Here is an 18,922-nt window from a genome sequence, read left to right on the forward strand (position 1 = left end):
ATGAAGGGTTCTATTGTCATTACCGGGGCCAGCCGCGGTATCGGGGCTGTCACGGCCATCAAGGCAGCCGAGGCCGGGTATGAGGTTTGCGTCAATTATCATTCAAACCGGGCCGCCGCAGACAGCGTTGTCGCCGCCATTGAGGCAAAGGGCGGGAAAGCCATTGCCGTGCAGGGGGATGTGGCTGTTGAGGCCGATATCCTGCGGATGTTTGAAACCGTGGACAGCCAACTGGCGCCGCTTTCGGCACTGGTCAACAATGCCGGAATTCTGGAGACCCATGACCGGGTCGAGAATATCACCTTTGATCGGCTGCAGCGGGTCATGACAACCAATATCACCGGGTCTTTTCTGTGTGCAAGGGAAGCGGTGCGGCGCCTGTCCACAGCCCACGGGGGGCAGGGCGGGGGTATCGTCAATATCTCGTCTGCTGCATCCCGGCTGGGGTCGCCCAATGAATATGTGGACTATGCCGCCTCGAAGGGGGCGATTGACAGCTTTACCATTGGGCTGGCGAAGGAAGTCGCAACCGAGGGGATCCGGGTGAATGCGGTTCGCCCCGGTGTGGTCTATACGGAAATTCACGCGCTGGGCGGAGAGCCGGGACGCGTGGACCGGGTCAAGGACGCTGTTCCCATGCAGCGCGGCGGTCAGCCTGAGGAAATCGCCAATACGGTCCTTTGGTTGCTGTCGGATCAGGCCAGCTATATCACCGGTTCGTTGCTGGATGTGTCGGGCGGACGCTAGAGCAAAAAGAGACTGAAAAAGAGAAGGGCGAGAATATCTCGCCCTTTTTCGTTTAGCCTTGCATATATTTCGCGGCCTCAACCGAGAAGTAACTGAGGACGCCGTCACAGCCCGCCCGCTTGAAGCTGAGCAGGGCTTCCATGACCACTTTTTCCCGGTCAAGCCAGCCATTGTCGGCAGCCCCGGCAATCATGGCATACTCACCCGAGACCTGATAGGCAAAGGTGGGGACGCCAAATTCGTCTTTCACGCGGCGACAGATGTCCAGATAGGGCATGCCCGGCTTGACCATGACCATGTCCGCGCCTTCTGAAATATCAAGGGCGACCTCGCGAATGGCTTCGTCCGAGTTGGCGGGGTTCATCTGATAGGTGCGCTTGTCCCCGGTGCCAAGATTGCCGGTTGATCCGACCGCATCCCGGAACGGGCCATAGAAACCGGAGGCATATTTGGCGGAGTAGGCCATGATGGATGTTTCCGCATAGCCATCCTGTTCCAATGCGCCGCGAATGGCGCCAATGCGCCCGTCCATCATGTCGGACGGGGCCACGATATCGCAGCCGGCAGAAACCTGATTGAGTGTCTGGGCGATCAGGGCGTCAATGGTGCGGTCATTGACCACATAGCCGTTTTCGATCAGGCCGTCCTGACCGTGGGTGGTGAAGGGGTCCAACGCCACATCACACAAGACCCCCATGTCGGGAACCGCATCCTTCAGGGTCTTGATCGCCTTGCAGATGATATTGTCCGGGTTGGCGGCTTCCCGCCCGTCCTCGGTTTTCAGGGACGGGTCCACCGCCGGGAACAGCGCAATGCAGGGGATCCCAAGGGCATAGGCCTCTTTGGCAGCCTTGGCCAGCAGATCGGTGCTCAGGCGCTGGACACCCGGCATGGAGGGAATGTCAACGGCGTGGTCCTTGCCTTCGTGCACGAAAACCGGCCAGATCAGGTCGTTGGGGGTGAGGGTGTTTTCCGCCACCATCCGCCGTGACCAGTCAAATTTACGGGTTCTGCGCATTCTTGTTCCGGGGAAGGATGGGCTCGGTCTGGACATATCCTGCTTCTCTCTCGCTCGATTATTTTGCGTCAATATATCCTTGCGGGTGGGGCGGGGCAAATGATTAAGGCGACGCATTTTGTCACATGGCCTGCCAAAAAACCTAACGGTCGTTAGGTGAGTGTTTGACAGGGTGCGCGGAAGGCCGTATCTAAATTTGTAAAGGGAAATGGAGGAGACGTCATATGGATTTCAACCTGACAGAGGATCAATGTGCCTTTCGGGATATGGCCCGATCATTCGGACAAGAGGTTTTTGCCCCCCATGCCGACACATGGGATGAGGAAAAGATCTTTCCGGTGGACGAATTGCGTCAGGCCGCCGAACTGGGGTTTGCGGGAATTTATGTGGGCGAGGAATATGGCGGCTCCAACCTGACCCGCCTTGACGCTGCCATCATTTTTGAGGAACTGGCGGCGGGCTGCACGTCCACGGCGGCCTATATCTCCATCCATAATATGGCGACATGGATGATTGACCGGTTCGGATCGGACGTGGTGCGGGGCAAGTTCTTGCCCAAGCTGACCACCATGGAACATTTCGCCAGTTATTGCCTGACGGAACCGGGGGCCGGATCTGACGCGGCATCGCTGACAACCCGTGCTGTCCGGGACGGGGACCATTATGTCATTGACGGCGGCAAGGCCTTTATTTCCGGGGGCGGGCGGTCCGATGTTTATGTGACCATGGTTCGCACAGGCGATGAGGGTGCCGGCGGGATCAGCTGCATTGTGATCCCGAATGACACGCCCGGCCTCAGTTTCGGGGCGCAGGAACGCAAGATGGGCTGGAATTCCCAGCCCACGGCACAGGTTCTGTTCGACGGGTGCCGGGTGCCGGTGGAAAACCTTGTTGGCAAGGAAGGCGAAGGGTTCAAGATCGCCATGATGGGGCTGGATGGGGGGCGCCTGAATATCGGCGCCTGTTCCCTCGGGGCGGCGCGGGCCTGTCTGGAGGCCGCGCAGGAATATACGGCGGATCGCAAACAGTTCGGGGCACCGATCGGGCATCTTCAGGCGGTTCAGTTCACGCTTGCGGATATGGCAACGGAACTGGAGGCCGCCCGTCTCATGATCCGTCAGGCTGCTGCCAAGCTGGACGCCAAGGACCGGGAAGCCACGCTTTTTTGTGCCATGGCAAAGCGGTTCGCCACCGATGTGGGCTTCAAGGTGTGCAATGAGGCCTTGCAGCTTCATGGTGGATATGGATATTTGAAGGACTTTCCGATCGAGAGGTTCGTCCGGGATACCCGGGTTCATCAGATTCTGGAAGGCACAAATGAAATCATGCGTGTGGTGATTTCCCGTAAATTGCAGGACGGTCAGGGTCGGGGGTAACGATGTCAGAAGAGCAAAAACAAGAGCAAGAAATCATTTTTGAAATCCGGGGGCAGATGGGTGTCATTACCCTGAACCGGCCCAAGGCGCTGAATGCCCTGACCCATGAAATGGCGGTTGCGCTGGACGCGCAACTGGTGGAATGGGCAGATGATCCGGCGGTTCAGGCCGTTTTGGTGAAGGGGGCCGGGGAAAAGGCGTTCTGCGCTGGCGGCGATATCGTCCGGCTGTATAACGAGGGCAAGTCCGGCGGTGATTACCCCTATCAGTTTTACCGCGATGAATATGTCTGTAATGCGAGGGTCAAGCATTTCCCCAAACCCTATATCGCGTTTCTGGATGGGATCGTCATGGGCGGCGGTGTCGGTGTGTCGGTTCATGGCAGCCATCGCATCGCAACGGAAAAGACCCTGTTTGCTATGCCGGAAACGGGCATCGGGCTGTTCCCCGATGTGGGGGGAACCTATTTCCTGCCCCGCTGTCCGGGAGAGGTCGGCATGTATCTAGGCCTGACCGGGGATCGCCTGAAGGCCGCCGACACGGTCTATGCGGAAATCACAACGGGGTTTGTGGCATCTGAAAATCTGCAGGCGCTGGAAAATGCGCTGGTGTCCATGGAATTTTCCGGCAACAGCTTTGTGCAGGTCAACCAGCTGATCAAGGCCTATGAGGAAGACCCCGGGGAAGCACCGCTTCAGGTCCTGCAGGCGCAGATTGATGCGCATTTCTCGAAGGGATCGGTCGAGGATATTCTGACAAGCCTGGAAGCGGCCGGGGATGCTTGGGCGATGCGGGTGGCCGCGTCCCTGAAAAGCAAGTCGCCGACTGCCCTGAAGCTGGCGTTCCGGCAATTGCGGGAAGGGGCCAAGGCCGAGTTTGACGAGTGCATGCAAATGGAATGGCGCATGGTGAACCGGGTCATCAAGGGCACGGAATTCTATGAAGGAACCCGTGCGGTCCTGATTGACCGGGACCAGTCCCCCAAATGGAACCCCGCCACCCTTGAGGACGTCCATGAAGCGGACATCGACGCGTATTTCGCGCCGCTGGAAGTCGGGGAACTGGATATCTGATGTCTGAGTTCAGGTGGCGCCCTTATTCGGGCACGTAACCATCCAGAATGACAAACTGGCCCTCGGCTGCCCCGGAACGGGCGTCGCGGGCCTTTTTGTATTCCGGGCTGTCATAAAAGGCGCGGGCTGTCTCGAAATCGGGAAATTTGACCAGAACAACACGCTGGGTTTCCTCAGGCCCTTCCAGTGTTTCCATGGCCCCGCCCCGTGTCAGGTATTCGCCGCCATATTTCTGAATGGCAATCGGCGCAAGGGATTTATAGACCTCATACTGGTCCGGGTCACTGACGGTAATACGGGCAACCATATAGGCGGGCATGAAAGGATCCTTCTTTCCGGTTTGGAACGGTGTTAGTCTTCTTGAAAAAAGACAATAACGGGGGGTTCCATGTCCTACAAGTACGTTACCATTGAAAAGAAAAACCGGATTGCAACGGTTCGTTTTGATCGGGGGAATGAAATGAACCCCCTGTCCGTGGACCTGATGAAGGAACTGACGGAAGCGGCCCGGTCGTTTGAGGGGGATACCGAGACAAATGTGGTTATCCTGACCGGGAACGGACGCAATTTTTCCGCAGGCTTCGATCTGAAGGACGCCGCCCTGAAAGAACGGATGGAAGCCGGGATGCTGGAAAAGCGTCACATGCTGTCCGTTGGGCCAAAGCTGTGCAAGGCGTGGGAAGAGGTCGAGCCCATGACGCTGGTTGCGGTGGATGGATACTGTATTGGCGGCGGCGTTGCGCTGGCGGTGGCCTGTGATATGCGGATTGCCCATCCCGACGCCCTGTTTTATGTGCCAGAAATCCGCAATGGCATGAATATGAGCTGGCAATCCATTCCCCGGATGGTCAACCTGATGGGACCGGCCAGAACGAAACAGCTTTGTATTGTCGCCGATATGATCACCGCGGCGCGGGCCGAGAAATGGGGGCTGATCGAGGAGGTGAGCGACGGTGTCCCAGCGTACGAGTTGGCGCTGGCCTATGCGGAAAAGATTGCGGAACGGCCGCCCATTCCGGTGCGCATGATCAAGCAGGGGGCGACCGCGGCGGCAACGGCCCTGAACCATGCGACCAGTTACATGGATCTGGATCAGTATTCACTGGCCACCCTGTCCGAAGACTATGCCGAAGGCATTCAGGCTTTTGTGGAAAAACGGGCGCCCCGCTTCAAGGGGTGTTAGGCGGTATCGGGGCAGGCGAGCCTGCCCCGGTCATTGCTGGAATTGGTAAGTTGGTAGTCTGTTATCGGCCTGTTCCCAGTTTTGCCAGTTGCCTGTCATGCAGGCGGGGCAGGGTGATCAGGGCCAGAATGGCGCCCAGCAGGGCCAGCGCCATGTCCGACTGGGTGTCCCAGACATATCCTTGTGTGCCAAGAAACGCCTCGGCGGCCTCGCCGCTGAGAAGGGCTGCCCACCATTCGATCAGTTCGTAAAAGGCGCTGAAGGCCAGACAGATACTGACAATGAACAGGGTACGCCATCCGGCGGAGGGGACCACGTTCAGGCGGATCAGGATTTCGCGGGCAATGATGGCGGGCACGAACCCCTGCGCCAGATGTCCGACCTTGTCATAGTTGTTCCGCTCAAACCCGAAAACCTCTTTCAGGTCGTCAAATAGCGGCACCTCGGCATAGGTGTAATGGCCGCCAATCATCAGAATGACCGCGTGGATCAGGATCAGCCCATAGAGAAGCGGGGTCAGCGGAAAGGTTTTTCGGGTGACGGCCAGCAGGATCAGGCCGATGATGGCCGGACTGACTTCCAGAAACCATGTGAAGCCGTCCTTCGGGTTGATGCCCGACCAGATCAGGACACCCAGATAAATCGCCAGCCAGAGTATTTTCATCCCAAAAAAATCCTTTCCCGCGAACCCCTGTTGCGAGGGGGGATTACTTTACATAGAGGTCCCGCAAGCGCCGCATGCCGTTGATCCAGCGGTCATAATCGGCTGTTTTGCGGCGCATGTAGTCCAGCACTTTCGGGTGCGGCAGGATCAGGAATTCCTCCCGGTCCATGGTCTCGATAACGCAATCGGCCAGTTCCTCCGGCTCCAGCGTACCGTCCACGTCGGAAACGGATCCGGCCCGGTTCTGGGTCATGGCCGTGCGGACCTGCTGCGGACACAGGACGGACACCCGGACCCCCTTGTCGCCATACCGGATCGCAAGGGTTTCGGCAAAGGCCACCGCCGCATGTTTGCTGGTGGCGTAACTGGCGCTGTCGATCTGGCTGAGGAGCCCGGCGGCCGACGCCGTGTTGATCAGGTAACCGGAGCCGCGCTGGACCATCTTGTCCACCAAGGCGCGAGCCGCATAGACATGGGCCATGACATGGATATCCCAGTTCATCTGCCATATTTCGTCGGGGGTTTCCTCCCATCCATAGCGGGCAATCCCGGCGTTGGAGACAAAGATATCAATGGGGCCGTATGCCTGTTCCGCTTGGGCGACAAGGTTCTGGATGTCGGCCTCTTTGGAAACGTCGCAGCGGACTGCCAACCCGTCAATGCTGGCGGCAACCTCCTTGAGAAGGTCTTCCTGCAGGTCGGCGACGGTAATCCCGGCGGCACCTTCGGCCCGGAAGCGTTCCGCAAGGGCCTTGCCAATGCCGCTAGCACCGCCGGTGATGACGATATTCTTTCCTGCTACTTTCATGATGGTCTCCCTGTCAGCTGCCTGTATGGTTTTTTGTATGGCAGTCTTTTCTTGTTTACGGACAGGGTACCCCAATCGGGGTCAAGTACAATAAAAAATGGCCCGGGGGATGCCCGGGCCATTTCTGGTATCTGTGTCAGACAGAGCGCTTATCAGGCGCCTGTGAAAGACTGCAGGCCGGTCTGTGCGCGGCCAAGGATCAACGCGTGAACGTCGTGCGTCCCTTCATAGGTGTTGACCGCTTCAAGGTTCATGACGTGGCGAATGACGTGGAATTCGTCACTGATGCCGTTACCGCCATGCATGTCACGGGCAACACGGGCAATGTCGAGGGCCTTGCCGCAGGAGTTCCGCTTGATCAGGGAAATGGTCTCCGGTGCAGCGCGGTTCTCGTCCTTCAGCTGGCCAACGCGCAGGCAGCTTTGCAGGCCAAGGGTGATTTCAGTCTGCATGTCAGCCAGTTTTTTCTGGATCAACTGGTTGGCAGCGAGCGGGCGGCCGAACTGCTTGCGATCCAGAGTGTAGTTGAGGGCAGCCTGCCAGCAGAATTCAGCGGCGCCAAGGGCACCCCATGCAATACCGTAGCGGGCGTTGTTCAGGCAACCGAACGGACCGGCCAGCCCCTTGACGTTGGGCAGCAGGTTTTCTTCCGGCACGAAAACGTTGTCCATGACAATTTCGCCGGTGATGGAAGCCCGCAGGGAGAATTTACCCTCGATCTTCGGTGCGGACAGACCTTCCATGCCTTTTTCAAGGATGAAGCCGCGAATAACATCATCGTCGGTCTTGGCCCAGACAACGAAAACATCCGCAACCGGAGAGTTGGTGATCCACATCTTGGCACCGTTCAGGCGATAACCGCCGTCAACGGACTTGGCGCGTGTGACCATGCCGCCCGGATCGGAACCGTGGTCCGGCTCTGTCAGGCCGAAGCAGCCGATCCATTCGCCGGTGGCCAGCTTGGGCAGGTATTTCTGGCGCTGCTCTTCTGTGCCATAGGCGTGGATGGGGTGCATCACGAGGCTGGACTGTACGCTCATCATGGAGCGGTAGCCGCTGTCCACACGCTCGACCTCACGGGCAACAAGGCCGTAGGAAACGTAGGACATGCCGGCGCAGCCATATCCGTCAATGGTGCAGCCGAGCAGGCCCAGTTCACCCATTTCCCGGAAAATGCTGACATCCATCTTTTCGTGACGGTTAGCTTCCAGCACCCGCGGCATCAATTTTTCCTGGCAATAATCGTGCGCGGTTTGCCGGACAAGGCGTTCTTCTTCGGTCAGTTGTTCCTCAAGCAGGAAGGGGTCTTCAGCATTGAAGGCGGGGCGGTGGTTGCTTGGGGTGCTCATGGCATGATCTCCGATGCTATATACTTCTGTTATTGTTTTTCAAAATGAACCAGATGCGGTGTCCAGCTTGTATCGGATGTTATATACAATCTCAACGCTGGCTGTGGTATTCTTTTTATCTGTTCAGGCTGTTCCGGGTGAAAAATATGTCGGGCCGACAAGAAAATGAAGGATATATCGTTGAATTTGTGCCGAACGGGAACGCGGTAAAGGTGTCCGCGGTGGACCCTGTGAGCCTTCGGGAGGTTTCGATCGTGGGTCCTGCGTCGGCCAGTCGCATGGAGTTGCAGATGGCGGCGGTGCGAAAACTGGAATATGTTCTGAACAGGGAGGCGGAGAAATCATCCGCAGAAACCCAGACCCCGCCCCGGCGCGGTATCATTGTCTAGCGCGGGCAAGCAGGGCCGACCGTGTCCGGGCCGGCCCTTGATTTAATCAGTCTTTATCCATCCGGGGATGCCAGACCTGAAATCAGTGCTGACAGATTCTGGCCACTTCCGCGCCGCGCATCAGGATTTCAAAATCCCAATCCGTGACATGGACCAGATTTTCGTGGTCTCCGGCTTCGAAATAGATGTCGGTTTCCCCTTCCAGAGACTGGTCCATCATGACCTTCATGCCATAGGCATTGCCGATCGGCGGGACAGCCCCCACCTCGCAGTCATTGAACAGGGTGCAGAATTCCTGTTCCGGTGACAGGGCAAGGTGGCGATGGGTCTTTTTATTGACCTGATCGATGGACAGTTTTTCGGTGCTGGGCAGGACGGCCATGATAAAGCCCTGATCGTCCTTGAGGACCACAGCCTTGGCAACACAGTCCGATTTTACATGGGCATTCCGGGCTGCGCCCTGGGCCGTCATCGAAGGTTTGTGGTGAACAAGGTCGTATTCAACGCCCGCGTTCAGCATGTAATTTTCAAGTGAGGATGCAATTCCCATTGTGTTTCCTTTCCGTAAGAAGGCGTAGGGGCAGAACTTCTGTCACAATGGTACGGAAAACGCGCTAACAAGAGGCATTAGGTCTGCTTCTGTTCGGTATTGCTAATATACACAAATTTGCGGCGTTTTGGTAGCGGGAAACTTGGATCAGATGGAAGGTTCCGGGAGGTGGTGGGGCAGGTCCCCAATTTTCTCGGAAATGGGCGTTTCTTTCCTATGATCTCGCCGGGGGTTGTGCTATTGAACCGGGGCCGATTGTGGGGCTGAAGTTGATAGCCGACCTGACTGACGACGACCCCGCCCCTTTCGGGAGATGGAAGGGGAATTTCCTTTTTACCCGGCTTGATTGTCCTGTCAGGGTGGAACCGCAAAGTCAGTGCGCCCTGCTCAAATTGAATGGAGTGATTTCGTGACCAGCCAGAGCTCTAACCACGTTAAGTTTTTCAACACCGATCTCAAGACGAATGACGCCGACGTCTTCAATGCGATGGAACAGGAACTGGGTCGTCAGCGGGACCAGATTGAACTGATCGCATCCGAGAATATCGTCAGCCCTGCTGTTCTTGCCGCCCAAGGGTCAGTTCTGACAAACAAGTATGCCGAAGGATATCCGGGGCGCCGCTACTATGGTGGCTGCGAATATGTGGACATCGTCGAAAATCTTGCCATTGAGCGGGCCAAGAAACTGTTCGGTTGCGAATTTGCCAACGTTCAGCCGAACTCCGGCTCACAGGCCAACCAGGGCGCCTTCATGGCCATGATCCAGCCGGGTGATACCATTCTGGGGATGTCGCTGGCCGCTGGTGGTCACCTGACACATGGCGCCGCACCGAACCAGTCCGGTAAATGGTTCAATGCCGTTCAGTATGGTGTTCGCAAGGAAGATCATCTGGTCGATTTTGACGAGGTTCGCAAGCTGGCGCAGGAACATAAGCCGAAGCTGATTGTTGCCGGTGGGTCCGCCTATCCGCGTCATCTGGACTTTGCCAAGTTCCGGGAAATTGCCGACGAAGTTGGCGCCTTCCTGATGGTTGATATGGCGCATTTCGCCGGTCTGGTTGCCGCCGGTGTTCACCCGAGCCCGTTCCCGCACGCCGATGTGGTTACCACAACAACCCACAAAACCCTGCGCGGTCCGCGCGGCGGCATGATCCTCACCAATAACGAGGCGCTGGCCAAGAAGATCAACTCTGCCATCTTCCCGGGCATTCAGGGCGGCCCCCTGATGCACGTGATTGCCGGTAAGGCCGTTGCCTTTGGCGAAGCCCTGACACCGGAATTCAAGCAGTATGCGGCGGCAGTGGTTGAAAATGCGAACGCCCTTGCCAGCACACTGGTCGGGCATGGTCTGGATATCGTATCCGGCGGTACGGATACCCACGTTCTGCTGGTTGACCTGCGGCCCAAGAAGCTGACCGGTAACGTTGCCGAACGGGCGCTGGAAAATGCCAACATCACCTGCAACAAGAACGGTATTCCGTTCGACCCGGAAAAGCCGATGGTGACATCTGGGGTCCGTCTTGGATCGCCTGCTGCAACAACCCGTGGCTTTGGCCGCGAGGAGTTCGTGAAAGTTGGTGACCTGATCGCCGAAGTTCTTGACGGACTGGCCGCAAACCCAGAGGATAACAGTGCGGTAGAGGCGAAGGTGCGGGCCGATGTCAAGGAGTTGTGTGCGCAATTCCCGCTCTACCCGGCAATCTGATAGGGACGGGACGTCGGCGCCGCCCGGTGTTGGCGCCGACCTATTGAGGAGTTAGGATATGCGTTGCCCATTTTGTCACGGTGAGGAAACCCAGGTAAAGGACAGCCGTCCGACGGAAGACAATACGGCCATTCGTCGGCGTCGTGTCTGTACGGGGTGTGGCGGTCGCTTCACCACGTTTGAACGGGTTCAGCTTCGTGAACTGACCGTGGTCAAGAAAAATGGGCAGCGAATTCCCTTTGAACGGGACAAGCTGGAGCGGTCGGTGATGATCGCCACCCGCAAGCGTCCTGTTGACCAGGAAAAGGTGGACCGGATGATCAACGGGATTGTCCGCCAGCTTGAAAGCAGTGGTGAACAGGAAATCCCGTCGGATAAAATCGGCGAACTGGTGATGGAAGGGTTGGAAAACCTCGACAGTGTCGCCTATGTGCGCTTTGCCTCGGTCTACCGGGACTTCCGCGAGGCAAAGGATTTCGAGAAATTTATTGGTGAACTCAGCAGTGGCGTCACCTCCTGACCATACCGTCGTTGATGCGGAATTCATGGCGCTTGCGCTTCGTCTGGCCCGGCGGGGCCTTGGACGCGTGGCGCCCAATCCGGCTGTTGGCTGTGTGATCGTTCGGGACGGGGTTGTGGTTGGCCGGGGCTGGACCCAACCGGGTGGTCGCCCCCATGCCGAAGTGGGGGCGCTGGCCGCTGCCGGGGAACAGGCCCGGGGCGCCACGGCCTATGTGACGCTGGAGCCTTGTTCCCATCACGGAAAAACACCGCCTTGTTGTGATGCCCTGATTGATGCCGGTGTGGCGCGGGTGGTCGTGGCGGTTCAGGACCCGGATGGCCGGGTCAACGGACAGGGGCTGGCGCGGCTGAAACAGGCCGGGATCACCGTCACAACCGGCCTTTGCGAGACTGAGGCCCGGACCCTCAATGAAGGGTTCATGTTGGCCAAGACAGCGGGTCGGCCCGTGGTTACCCTGAAAATGGCCACCTCGCTGGATGGCAAGATCGCCACCAAAACCGGTAACAGTAAATGGATTACAGGCGATGCCGCCCGCCGCTACGGACATCTGTTGCGGGCCAGTCATGACGCCATCATGGTCGGGGTGGGAACGGCCCTTGCGGATAATCCGTCCCTGACCTGCCGGATTGACGGGCTTTTGGACCGCTCGCCGGTTCGAATTGTCGCCGATACCCGGTTGAGCCTGCCCCTGACCAGTGAACTGGTTAAAACCGCAAGGCAGGTTCCCGTGTGGATCGTGACCGTTCCCGGCAATGACCCGGACCGCCTTGAAGCGTTTCGCGATCTTGGGGTTGAAATTATCGAGGTCAAGCCATCGGAAAGCGGTTTTGCCCATATGAAAACGGCCCTTGATGTGCTGGCCCAGCGCGGAATTACGCGTTTGCTGGTCGAAGGTGGTTCCCATCTTCAGGCATCATTGGTAAAAGAACATTTGGCCGACTACCTGATGTGGTTCAGGGCGGCAAAGATCATTGGAGGGGACGGTATTTCCGCGCTTCAGTCCATTGGGCTGACAAATGTCGGATTGGCGCCTTCTCTGGAATTACTGGAGACCCGTCGGGTGGGCGGGGATCAACTGGAAAAATACCTTCTTCGGAAATAGGCGACCATGTTCACGGGAATAATAACGGATGTTGGCACGATTGATGCCATCGAAAAAAGCGGTGACACGCGTATCACGGTCAAGACAAGCTTCGATACTGATGATATCGAAATCGGGGCGTCCATTGCCTGTTCCGGGCCGTGCCTGACTGTTGTCGACAAGGGCGATGACTGGTTCGCGGTCGAGGCGTCTGACGAAACCCTGTCCTGCACCAACCTGAACGGCTGGGCTGTCGGCACGCCTGTCAATCTGGAACGCGCCCTGAAACTGGGTGACGAGCTTGGCGGGCATGTTGTCACCGGGCATGTGGATGCGGTGATTACCCTGAAATCCATCGAGACAATCGGGGATTCCACCAAGCTGACCTTGTCGCTGCCCGCCGATTATGCGGCTTTTGTGGCGGCCAAGGGCTCGGTGACACTGGACGGCATTTCACTGACCGTCAACGAGGTGGGGGATGACTTCTTTACCGTCAATATTATCTCTCATACCAAGGCCCACACAACTTTCCGGACTGTGCAGGAAGGCCAGAGGATCAATTTCGAAATCGATGTGCTGGCGCGGTATGTGGCACGGATGACCGAGGTGCAAAACAAGAAATGAGCGACAGCTATAAACAATACCTCTCTCCGATCGAGGATATTCTGGATGATGCCCGCAATGGCAAGATGATCATTCTTGTGGATGCGGAAGATCGCGAAAATGAAGGGGATCTGGTGATCCCGGCCCAGATGGCGACCCCGGACGTTATCAATTTCATGGCGAAATACGGGCGCGGCCTGATCTGTCTGACCATGACGGAAGAGCGGATCAACGAATTGGAACTGCCGCTGATGGCGCAGTCCAATGCCTCCCGCCTGCACACCAACTTCACCGTCTCCATCGAGGCGCGGGAAGGGGTGACAACGGGTATTTCCGCTGCCGACCGGGCGCATACCATCTCTGTCGCCATCGACCATTCAAAAGGCGCGCAGGATATTGTCAGTCCGGGGCATGTGTTCCCGCTGGTCGCCCGCGAAGGCGGTGTATTGCGCCGCACCGGCCATACAGAAGCCGCCGTTGATATTGCGCGGCTGGCCGGCCTGATGCCGTATGGTGTCATCTGCGAAATCATGAACGATGACGGGACCATGGCCCGTCTGCCCGATCTGGTCGAGTTTGCAAAAACGCATGGCTTGAAAGTCGGAACCATTGCCGACCTGATCGCCTATCGCCGCCGTCATGACAGCCTGATCACGCGGGAAGTGGAAACCGACATTTCCAGTAAATATGGCGGTGACTGGAAGATGATTGTGTTTTCCAACAAACCGGAATATGCAGAGCATGTGGCGCTGGTCAAAGGGGACATTACCGCTGACGAGCCAGCATTGGTCAGAATGCATGCCCTGAACCTGCTGGGCGATGTTCTGGGGGAAAGCGACGAGCACCCGGACATGCTGCATGACGCGATGGAGCAGATCAACGAGGCAGGCAAGGGTGTTGTGGTCCTGATCCGCGAGCCGCGCCCGATGGCCTTGTCCGATCGGGTTCGCAAGAAGCTGGGCAAGCCGGTCAAGGAAAACCCGGACCTGCGCGACTATGGTATCGGGGCGCAGATTCTACTGGATCTTGGCGTTCGGGAAATGGTCCTGCTGTCCAATACGGAGCGGCATATTATCGGCCTGGAAGGCTATAGTCTGAAGATCGTGGAAACCCGGCCGATCACGGCAAAAGGATAAGAGTATGAGTGACAATATTCATGTATTGATCGTGGAGGCGGATTTCTACCGCGATATTTCTGATGCTCTGCTGGACGGGGCGAAGACGGTTCTGGACGGGGTGGATGCCACCTATGAAATCGTTCGGGTTCCGGGCTGTCTGGAAATTCCGGCGGCGGTTCGCTATGCGGTCAAGTCCATGGAATTCATGGGCGGACGGCGCCGGTTTGATGCCTATGTGGCGCTCGGCTGTGTGATCCGCGGTGAGACCTCCCACTATGACACGGTTTCCGAGGAAAGCGCCCGCGGCCTTCTGGACCTGTCCACTGAATTCTGCCTTGCCCTTGGAAACGGGATCATTACCTGTGAGAACGAGGCTCAGGCCTGGGCACGTGCCCGCAAGGAAGAAAAAGACAAGGGCGGCGCTGCGGCGCAGGCGGCCCTTGACATGTTGTCAGTTAAAGAACATTTCGGACTATTCCCACGATGACAAGCAAATCCGATAAGCGCGGTGACAAGCACAGCCGGCGGCGGCTGGCCCGGTTGAACGCGGTTCAGGCCTTCTACCAGATGGGGTTGGAGCAAAAATCCCCCCACGAGGTCGTTTCCGAGTTTGAGACTCACCGCCTTGGTGCCGAGATAGACGGTGTCCAGTTCAAGGATACGGACAAGACGTTTTTCCGTGATCTGGTGATCGGTGCATCGGAACGACAGGGTGAGATTGATGCCGCCATTTCCGCCGTTCTGGACAAGGACCGGAAGCTGGAGCGGCTGGAACTGGTGTTGCAGGCCCTGCTGCGTGTTTCCACCTATGAACTGATGGCGCGGATTGATTTCCCGGCCAAGGTGGTCATCGCCGAATATGTGGGATTGGCCCGCTCCTTCTTTGGGGGGAACGAACCGTCCTTCGTCAATGGTGTTCTGGATCGGCTCGCCCGCGATATGCGTTCTGCCGAATTCGAATAAATGACCAAAACCGGCTCAACATCCGGCGAGTTTGACATTATCCGTCAGGCCTTTGCGCCTCTGGCATCCGCGATGCCAGGGGCGCTTGACTTGTTGGATGATGCCGCGCTTCTGGATGTGCCGGCAGGGGAGCAGCTGGTCCTGACAAAGGATGCGCTGGTTGCGGGCGTTCATTTTCTGGAAACGGACGCCCCCGACCTTGTGGCGCGAAAATTGTTGCGAACCAATTTGTCCGACCTTGCAGCCATGGGCGCAGCGCCCGCCGGATATTTGCTGGCAACAGCATGGAGCCCGGATTGCGACGATGCGTGGATACAGCGCTTTGCCGACGGGCTGCGGCAGGATCAGGAAGAATTTGGGATTGCCCTGCTGGGCGGCGATACGGTCAAGACACCGGGCCCGAAAACCTTCACCCTGACAGCCCTCGGCCGGGTGCCACGCGGAACGGCGCTGCGGCGCGGCGGGGCGACTGCCGGCGAGACGGTTTATGTTTCCGGTACCATAGGGGACGGGTTTTTGGGGCTGATGTCCCTGACGGGCAAGCTGCCGGCAGGTGCGGTTTCGAAAACCGATGCGGAATATCTGGAAGGCCGGTATCATCTGCCCCGCCCTCGTCTGGCACTGGGCCAAAGGTTGCGGAATGTTGCATCGGCCTGTCTGGATGTGTCGGATGGTCTGGTCGCGGATCTTGGGCATCTTTCGGAGGTGTCCGGTGTGGGGATCAATCTGTATCTGGATCAGGTGCCCTTGTCGGATGCGGCAAGACCCCTGACAGAAGCAGACCCTGCCTTGGTTGCCCGTCTGGTCACCGGCGGGGATGATTATGAACTGGCCTTTACAGCCCCTGCAGACTTGGCGGGGGAGATAGAGGCGATATCTTCTGAACTGAACCTTTCGATCACGGCCGTTGGCACGGTGGTGGAGGGGGCCGGGGTCAGGGGGTTTGACAAATCCGGTGCGGAAGTGGTTTTTGACCGCGCCGGCTGGACACATTTTTAGGGGGTATTTGGAAAAAGCGGTTTATGCCTTCCTTATATGCATGCGAGGTATGCGTATCTGACAATTGTTCTGGGCGCCGCTTTTTGGAAAAATCCCCTCTTCGATCCATCGTGTGGGAGAGCTATATGCTGGCAATGCAGTATTCAGTCCGTTTGCCCGAAGATTTCGATGATGCCCGGGTCCATGATCGTGTATCCGCCCGCGGCCCCATGTTCGAAGGGTATCCCGGCCTGACATACAAGTTTTATTTGTATGATGCCGAAGAGCATATCTATGCTCCGCTGTATATTTGGGAAAATGCCCAGGCCGCACAAAGTTTTCTGATGAACAACCTGTTTGGGGATGTGGTTCAGGATTTTGGCCGCCCTCGGGTTAGAAGCTGGCAGATTCTTGAATTCGGTTATAAAGGGGCTGATGTGGAGCCGCGCTTCATGATGTCCGAAATCGACAAGGTCCAGTGTCAGAAACCGCTTCGCGACCTGAAAGAGCGGGAAAGCTGTACGCATCAGGAAATGATGAAACATGAAGAACTGGTGGCCCATATGGTCCTTTTGGACCCGGACCGCTGGGAAATTTCACGTTTCAGCCTCTGGACGTCAGAGGACAAGGCCGTTTCTTCAAAGGCCGATTGTGTCTGTCGGTACGAAGTGCTGGAAGAAACCAAGCAGATCAGCGGAGCGGCGTAGGACGGGGAACCCTGTCCTGAGTCGCTTTTTCTGTTTTTGTGGCTGGTGTAAACCTTTCGGTAAATCTTGTGTGCAAAAGTCTGCCCAGGTGAAACAAGTACCAAGAGGTGGATGCGGATGGCCCGGGAATGTTCAAGGCGCCTGTTCGGCAAGGTTATCGTGGCGGTCCTGATGTCCGTTCTTGTTCTGGGGAATCCGGGACACAGCATGGCGGCCGGTTCCTCCGAAGAGGAAGAAAACGCGGAAGTCGGTCCCTTCTACTGGGAGATGGAGCCGCTGAGCATCCCGGTTCGGTCCAAAAGAAGCGGCCGGACCAAATACTATATGTTCATGACCTTGAGCATGGAATTCGCCGAACGGTCCCAGAAAGAATACTCAGAGCGTCTGGCCCCCCGTATTCGCGACGCCTTCCTGATGGAGATGAACGGAACCGGTGCGGTACATGACGATCCGGCAAATGGGGTCAATCTGGCATTGGTCAAGTCCCGCCTGAAGAAACAGGCAGAAAAGGTTCTTGGGGGAAATGCCCCTACTGACATTCTCGTTGTCAGGGTGATAAAAGGTAGTTAGGAGCGACCCTTTCTGTCCCTCCTTGTTCTGATTTAAAGGAGTGGCAGACGTGAATAGCCGCCAAACAAAAATAAGTATTCTGCTCATGGCCGGGTGTCAGGCCATGATGACCAGCACCACATCGATCATGATCAGTTCCGCATCGCTTGTGGCGCTGCTGCTTCTTGGGGATGACAAGACCCTGGCGACCTTGCCGGTCACGGCCGTTGTGACGGGAACCGCCCTTGCCACCATTCCGGCCTCCCTGTTCATGAAGAAAGCCGGGCGGAAAGCCGGTTTCATTTTTGGCGCCCTGCTGGGGATCATGGGTGCGGTGATCGCGTCGCTGTCGATCTATATGGGCAGCTTTATCGGCTTTACGCTGGGTGTTCTTCTGGTCGGTACCTACACCGCCTTTGGGAACTATTACCGGTTTGCGGCCATTGATGTGGCAGGCCCTGCCTTCCGCAGCAAGGCGGTCTCCTATGTCATGGCAGGGGGATTGATCGCCGGTTTCCTGGGGCCGCAGATTGCCAGCCATAGCAAGGATCTGTTCCTGCCCTTTACCTATCTGGGGCCGTATCTTGCGATTATCCCGTTGGGACTGCTGGTTGTCCTGATGATCAGTTTTGTGAAAATCCCGTCCCCCAAGATGGAAGAACAGGCCGCCGAAGCCCGGCCATTGCTGGAAATTATCAGCCAGCCGACGGCCGTTCTGGCGATCCTGAGTGCCATGATCGGTTATGCGGGGATGAGTTTTGTCATGACGGCAACACCGCTGGCCATGATTGGCTGCGGGCTGACGCCGACCGACTCTTTCAACGTGATCAGTTGGCATGTGGTGGCCATGTATGGCCCCAGTTTCTTTACCGGCTCCCTGATTGCCCGGTATGGGGAATTTAAAATCATCTTTATCGGGGCTGTTCTTGGCATGCTCTGTGTTGCCGTTGCGCTGTCCGGGCTGGCCATTTCCCATTTCTGGGTGGCGCTTGTCCTGCTTGGGGTGTCGTGGAACTTCATGTTCATTGGCGGGACAACCCTGCTGGCCACGACCTATCGGCCGTCAGAAACAGCCAAGGTGCAGGGCTTCAACGACTTCATGGTGTTTGGCACGGTGGCAACTGCCTCCCTGTCCGCAGGTATCCTGCAGCAGACCTTTGGTTGGGATGTGGTCAACATGACCGTTCTGCCGTTCTTCGCCGTTGTGGCCGGGATCGCCCTGTTCAAGATTTTCGGGCGCCGCCGGTCCGAGGTCATGGCGGAAGGGGCTGAATAACCCCTTTTTCCAACGTGAAAAGAAAGCCGCAAATCCGCATCAGGGTTTGCGGCTTTTTTCGTTTTGGAGGGTCGCTTTCTTTCGGGGGTTCTTTTTTATGAGGGTAAGTTAAAGTAATATATTCTCTTTTTAGGGGAGAAATTACATTACAAATATATAAACTATGTTAGGGTAAGGGCGGGGAAGGAAGAAAACCTGGGGGTGCCTGACGTGACCTTTTATCCTGATCCGCCTTGTTTCCCATTGCGGGACCTTCCTCCGG

General features: G+C 57.2%; 22 protein-coding genes. 16 read left to right on the plus strand and 6 right to left on the minus strand.

Features of this window, described 5'->3' with window-relative positions; translation table 11 throughout:
* Positions 1-747, plus strand: coding sequence for an SDR family oxidoreductase (locus FQB27_RS08625; protein ID WP_169560531.1), 747 nt, complete (start codon positions 1-3; stop codon positions 745-747).
* Positions 748-799: 52 nt separating this feature from the next.
* Here the strand turns inward: FQB27_RS08625 and hemB are convergent, their stop codons facing one another.
* The gene (gene hemB, locus FQB27_RS08630) at positions 800-1,801 is read right to left on the minus strand and encodes a porphobilinogen synthase (protein ID WP_169560533.1); all 1,002 of its coding nucleotides are present in this window, start codon (positions 1,799-1,801) and stop codon (positions 800-802) included.
* 188 nt (positions 1,802-1,989) lie between these two features.
* On the opposite strand from hemB, the gene FQB27_RS08635 reads away from it, so the two are divergent.
* Both FQB27_RS08635 and FQB27_RS08640 read left to right on the plus strand, forming a co-directional pair.
* The gene (locus FQB27_RS08635; RefSeq protein ID WP_169560535.1) at positions 1,990-3,141 is read left to right on the plus strand and encodes an acyl-CoA dehydrogenase family protein; all 1,152 of its coding nucleotides are present in this window, start codon (positions 1,990-1,992) and stop codon (positions 3,139-3,141) included.
* A gap of 2 nt (positions 3,142-3,143) precedes the next feature.
* Positions 3,144-4,214 (plus strand): enoyl-CoA hydratase/isomerase family protein, encoded by a 1,071-nt coding sequence (locus FQB27_RS08640; RefSeq protein ID WP_169560537.1) that lies wholly within the window; start codon positions 3,144-3,146, stop codon positions 4,212-4,214.
* A gap of 22 nt (positions 4,215-4,236) precedes the next feature.
* Here the strand turns inward: FQB27_RS08640 and FQB27_RS08645 are convergent, their stop codons facing one another.
* Positions 4,237-4,533, minus strand: a complete 297-nt coding sequence (locus FQB27_RS08645; protein WP_169560539.1) for a DUF1330 domain-containing protein — start codon at positions 4,531-4,533, stop codon at positions 4,237-4,239.
* Positions 4,534-4,602: 69 nt separating this feature from the next.
* Between FQB27_RS08645 and FQB27_RS08650 the strand changes: the two genes are divergently transcribed.
* Positions 4,603-5,397, plus strand: a complete 795-nt coding sequence (locus tag FQB27_RS08650) for an enoyl-CoA hydratase/isomerase family protein (protein WP_169560541.1) — start codon at positions 4,603-4,605, stop codon at positions 5,395-5,397.
* Between the two features lie 61 nt (positions 5,398-5,458).
* Here the strand turns inward: FQB27_RS08650 and FQB27_RS08655 are convergent, their stop codons facing one another.
* The 3 genes from FQB27_RS08655 to FQB27_RS08665 all read right to left on the minus strand — a co-directional run bounded on the left by FQB27_RS08655 (position 5,459) and on the right by FQB27_RS08665 (position 8,218).
* Positions 5,459-6,061 carry a DUF2238 domain-containing protein gene (locus FQB27_RS08655; protein WP_169560543.1) on the minus strand — a complete coding sequence of 201 codons (603 nt, stop codon included), beginning with the start codon at positions 6,059-6,061 and terminating at the stop codon, positions 5,459-5,461.
* Positions 6,062-6,104: 43 nt separating this feature from the next.
* A complete protein-coding gene (locus tag FQB27_RS08660) occupies positions 6,105-6,869 on the minus strand; it encodes an SDR family oxidoreductase (RefSeq protein WP_169560544.1) in 765 nt (254 codons plus the stop codon).
* A 152-nt stretch (positions 6,870-7,021) separates the two neighbouring features.
* Positions 7,022-8,218 carry an acyl-CoA dehydrogenase gene (locus tag FQB27_RS08665; protein ID WP_169560546.1) on the minus strand — a complete coding sequence of 399 codons (1,197 nt, stop codon included), beginning with the start codon at positions 8,216-8,218 and terminating at the stop codon, positions 7,022-7,024.
* Positions 8,219-8,364: 146 nt separating this feature from the next.
* Here FQB27_RS08665 and FQB27_RS08670 point away from each other — a divergent pair, with 146 nt between their 5' ends.
* Positions 8,365-8,607, plus strand: a complete 243-nt coding sequence (locus tag FQB27_RS08670) for a DUF6898 family protein (protein WP_169560547.1) — start codon at positions 8,365-8,367, stop codon at positions 8,605-8,607.
* 82 nt (positions 8,608-8,689) lie between these two features.
* Here FQB27_RS08670 and FQB27_RS08675 read toward each other — a convergent pair whose 3' ends face one another.
* Entirely contained in the window at positions 8,690-9,157 is a 468-nt protein-coding gene (locus FQB27_RS08675) for an aminoacyl-tRNA deacylase (protein ID WP_169560548.1), read from the minus strand.
* Positions 9,158-9,566: 409 nt separating this feature from the next.
* Here FQB27_RS08675 and glyA point away from each other — a divergent pair, with 409 nt between their 5' ends.
* The 11 genes from glyA (at position 9,567) to FQB27_RS08730 (ending at position 18,660) form a co-directional block, all read left to right on the plus strand.
* Complete coding sequence (glyA, locus tag FQB27_RS08680) at positions 9,567-10,862, plus strand: serine hydroxymethyltransferase (protein ID WP_169560549.1); 1,296 nt, start codon at positions 9,567-9,569, stop codon at positions 10,860-10,862.
* A gap of 58 nt (positions 10,863-10,920) precedes the next feature.
* Positions 10,921-11,382, plus strand: coding sequence for a transcriptional regulator NrdR (gene nrdR, locus FQB27_RS08685; protein ID WP_169560550.1), 462 nt, complete (start codon positions 10,921-10,923; stop codon positions 11,380-11,382).
* Positions 11,366-12,487 (plus strand): bifunctional diaminohydroxyphosphoribosylaminopyrimidine deaminase/5-amino-6-(5-phosphoribosylamino)uracil reductase RibD, encoded by a 1,122-nt coding sequence (gene ribD, locus FQB27_RS08690; protein WP_206374469.1) that lies wholly within the window; start codon positions 11,366-11,368, stop codon positions 12,485-12,487. Before nrdR ends, ribD begins: the two co-directional genes overlap by 17 nt.
* Before the next feature lie 6 nt (positions 12,488-12,493).
* Complete coding sequence (locus FQB27_RS08695) at positions 12,494-13,090, plus strand: riboflavin synthase (RefSeq protein WP_169560552.1); 597 nt, start codon at positions 12,494-12,496, stop codon at positions 13,088-13,090.
* Positions 13,087-14,205, plus strand: coding sequence for a 3,4-dihydroxy-2-butanone-4-phosphate synthase (gene ribB / locus FQB27_RS08700; protein ID WP_169560554.1), 1,119 nt, complete (start codon positions 13,087-13,089; stop codon positions 14,203-14,205). Before FQB27_RS08695 ends, ribB begins: the two co-directional genes overlap by 4 nt.
* Positions 14,206-14,209: 4 nt before the next feature.
* Positions 14,210-14,674 carry a 6,7-dimethyl-8-ribityllumazine synthase gene (ribH, locus tag FQB27_RS08705; protein ID WP_169560556.1) on the plus strand — a complete coding sequence of 155 codons (465 nt, stop codon included), beginning with the start codon at positions 14,210-14,212 and terminating at the stop codon, positions 14,672-14,674.
* Positions 14,671-15,150: a transcription antitermination factor NusB gene (gene nusB, locus FQB27_RS08710; protein WP_169560558.1), complete on the plus strand. Its 480-nt coding sequence runs from the start codon at positions 14,671-14,673 to the stop codon at positions 15,148-15,150. The genes ribH and nusB overlap by 4 nt, the downstream gene beginning before the upstream one ends.
* A complete protein-coding gene (thiL, locus tag FQB27_RS08715; RefSeq protein WP_169560560.1) occupies positions 15,151-16,149 on the plus strand; it encodes a thiamine-phosphate kinase in 999 nt (332 codons plus the stop codon).
* Positions 16,150-16,259: 110 nt separating this feature from the next.
* Positions 16,260-16,835 (plus strand): DUF4865 family protein, encoded by a 576-nt coding sequence (locus FQB27_RS08720; protein WP_169560562.1) that lies wholly within the window; start codon positions 16,260-16,262, stop codon positions 16,833-16,835.
* Between the two features lie 117 nt (positions 16,836-16,952).
* Positions 16,953-17,405, plus strand: a complete 453-nt coding sequence (locus FQB27_RS08725) for a hypothetical protein (protein WP_169560564.1) — start codon at positions 16,953-16,955, stop codon at positions 17,403-17,405.
* Positions 17,406-17,454: 49 nt separating this feature from the next.
* Positions 17,455-18,660, plus strand: coding sequence for an MFS transporter (locus FQB27_RS08730; protein WP_169560566.1), 1,206 nt, complete (start codon positions 17,455-17,457; stop codon positions 18,658-18,660).
* Positions 18,661-18,922 lie beyond the last annotated feature (262 nt).

This window comes from Sneathiella chinensis (genome assembly GCF_012720115.1).
GTDB lineage: Bacteria > Pseudomonadota > Alphaproteobacteria > Sneathiellales > Sneathiellaceae > Sneathiella > Sneathiella chinensis.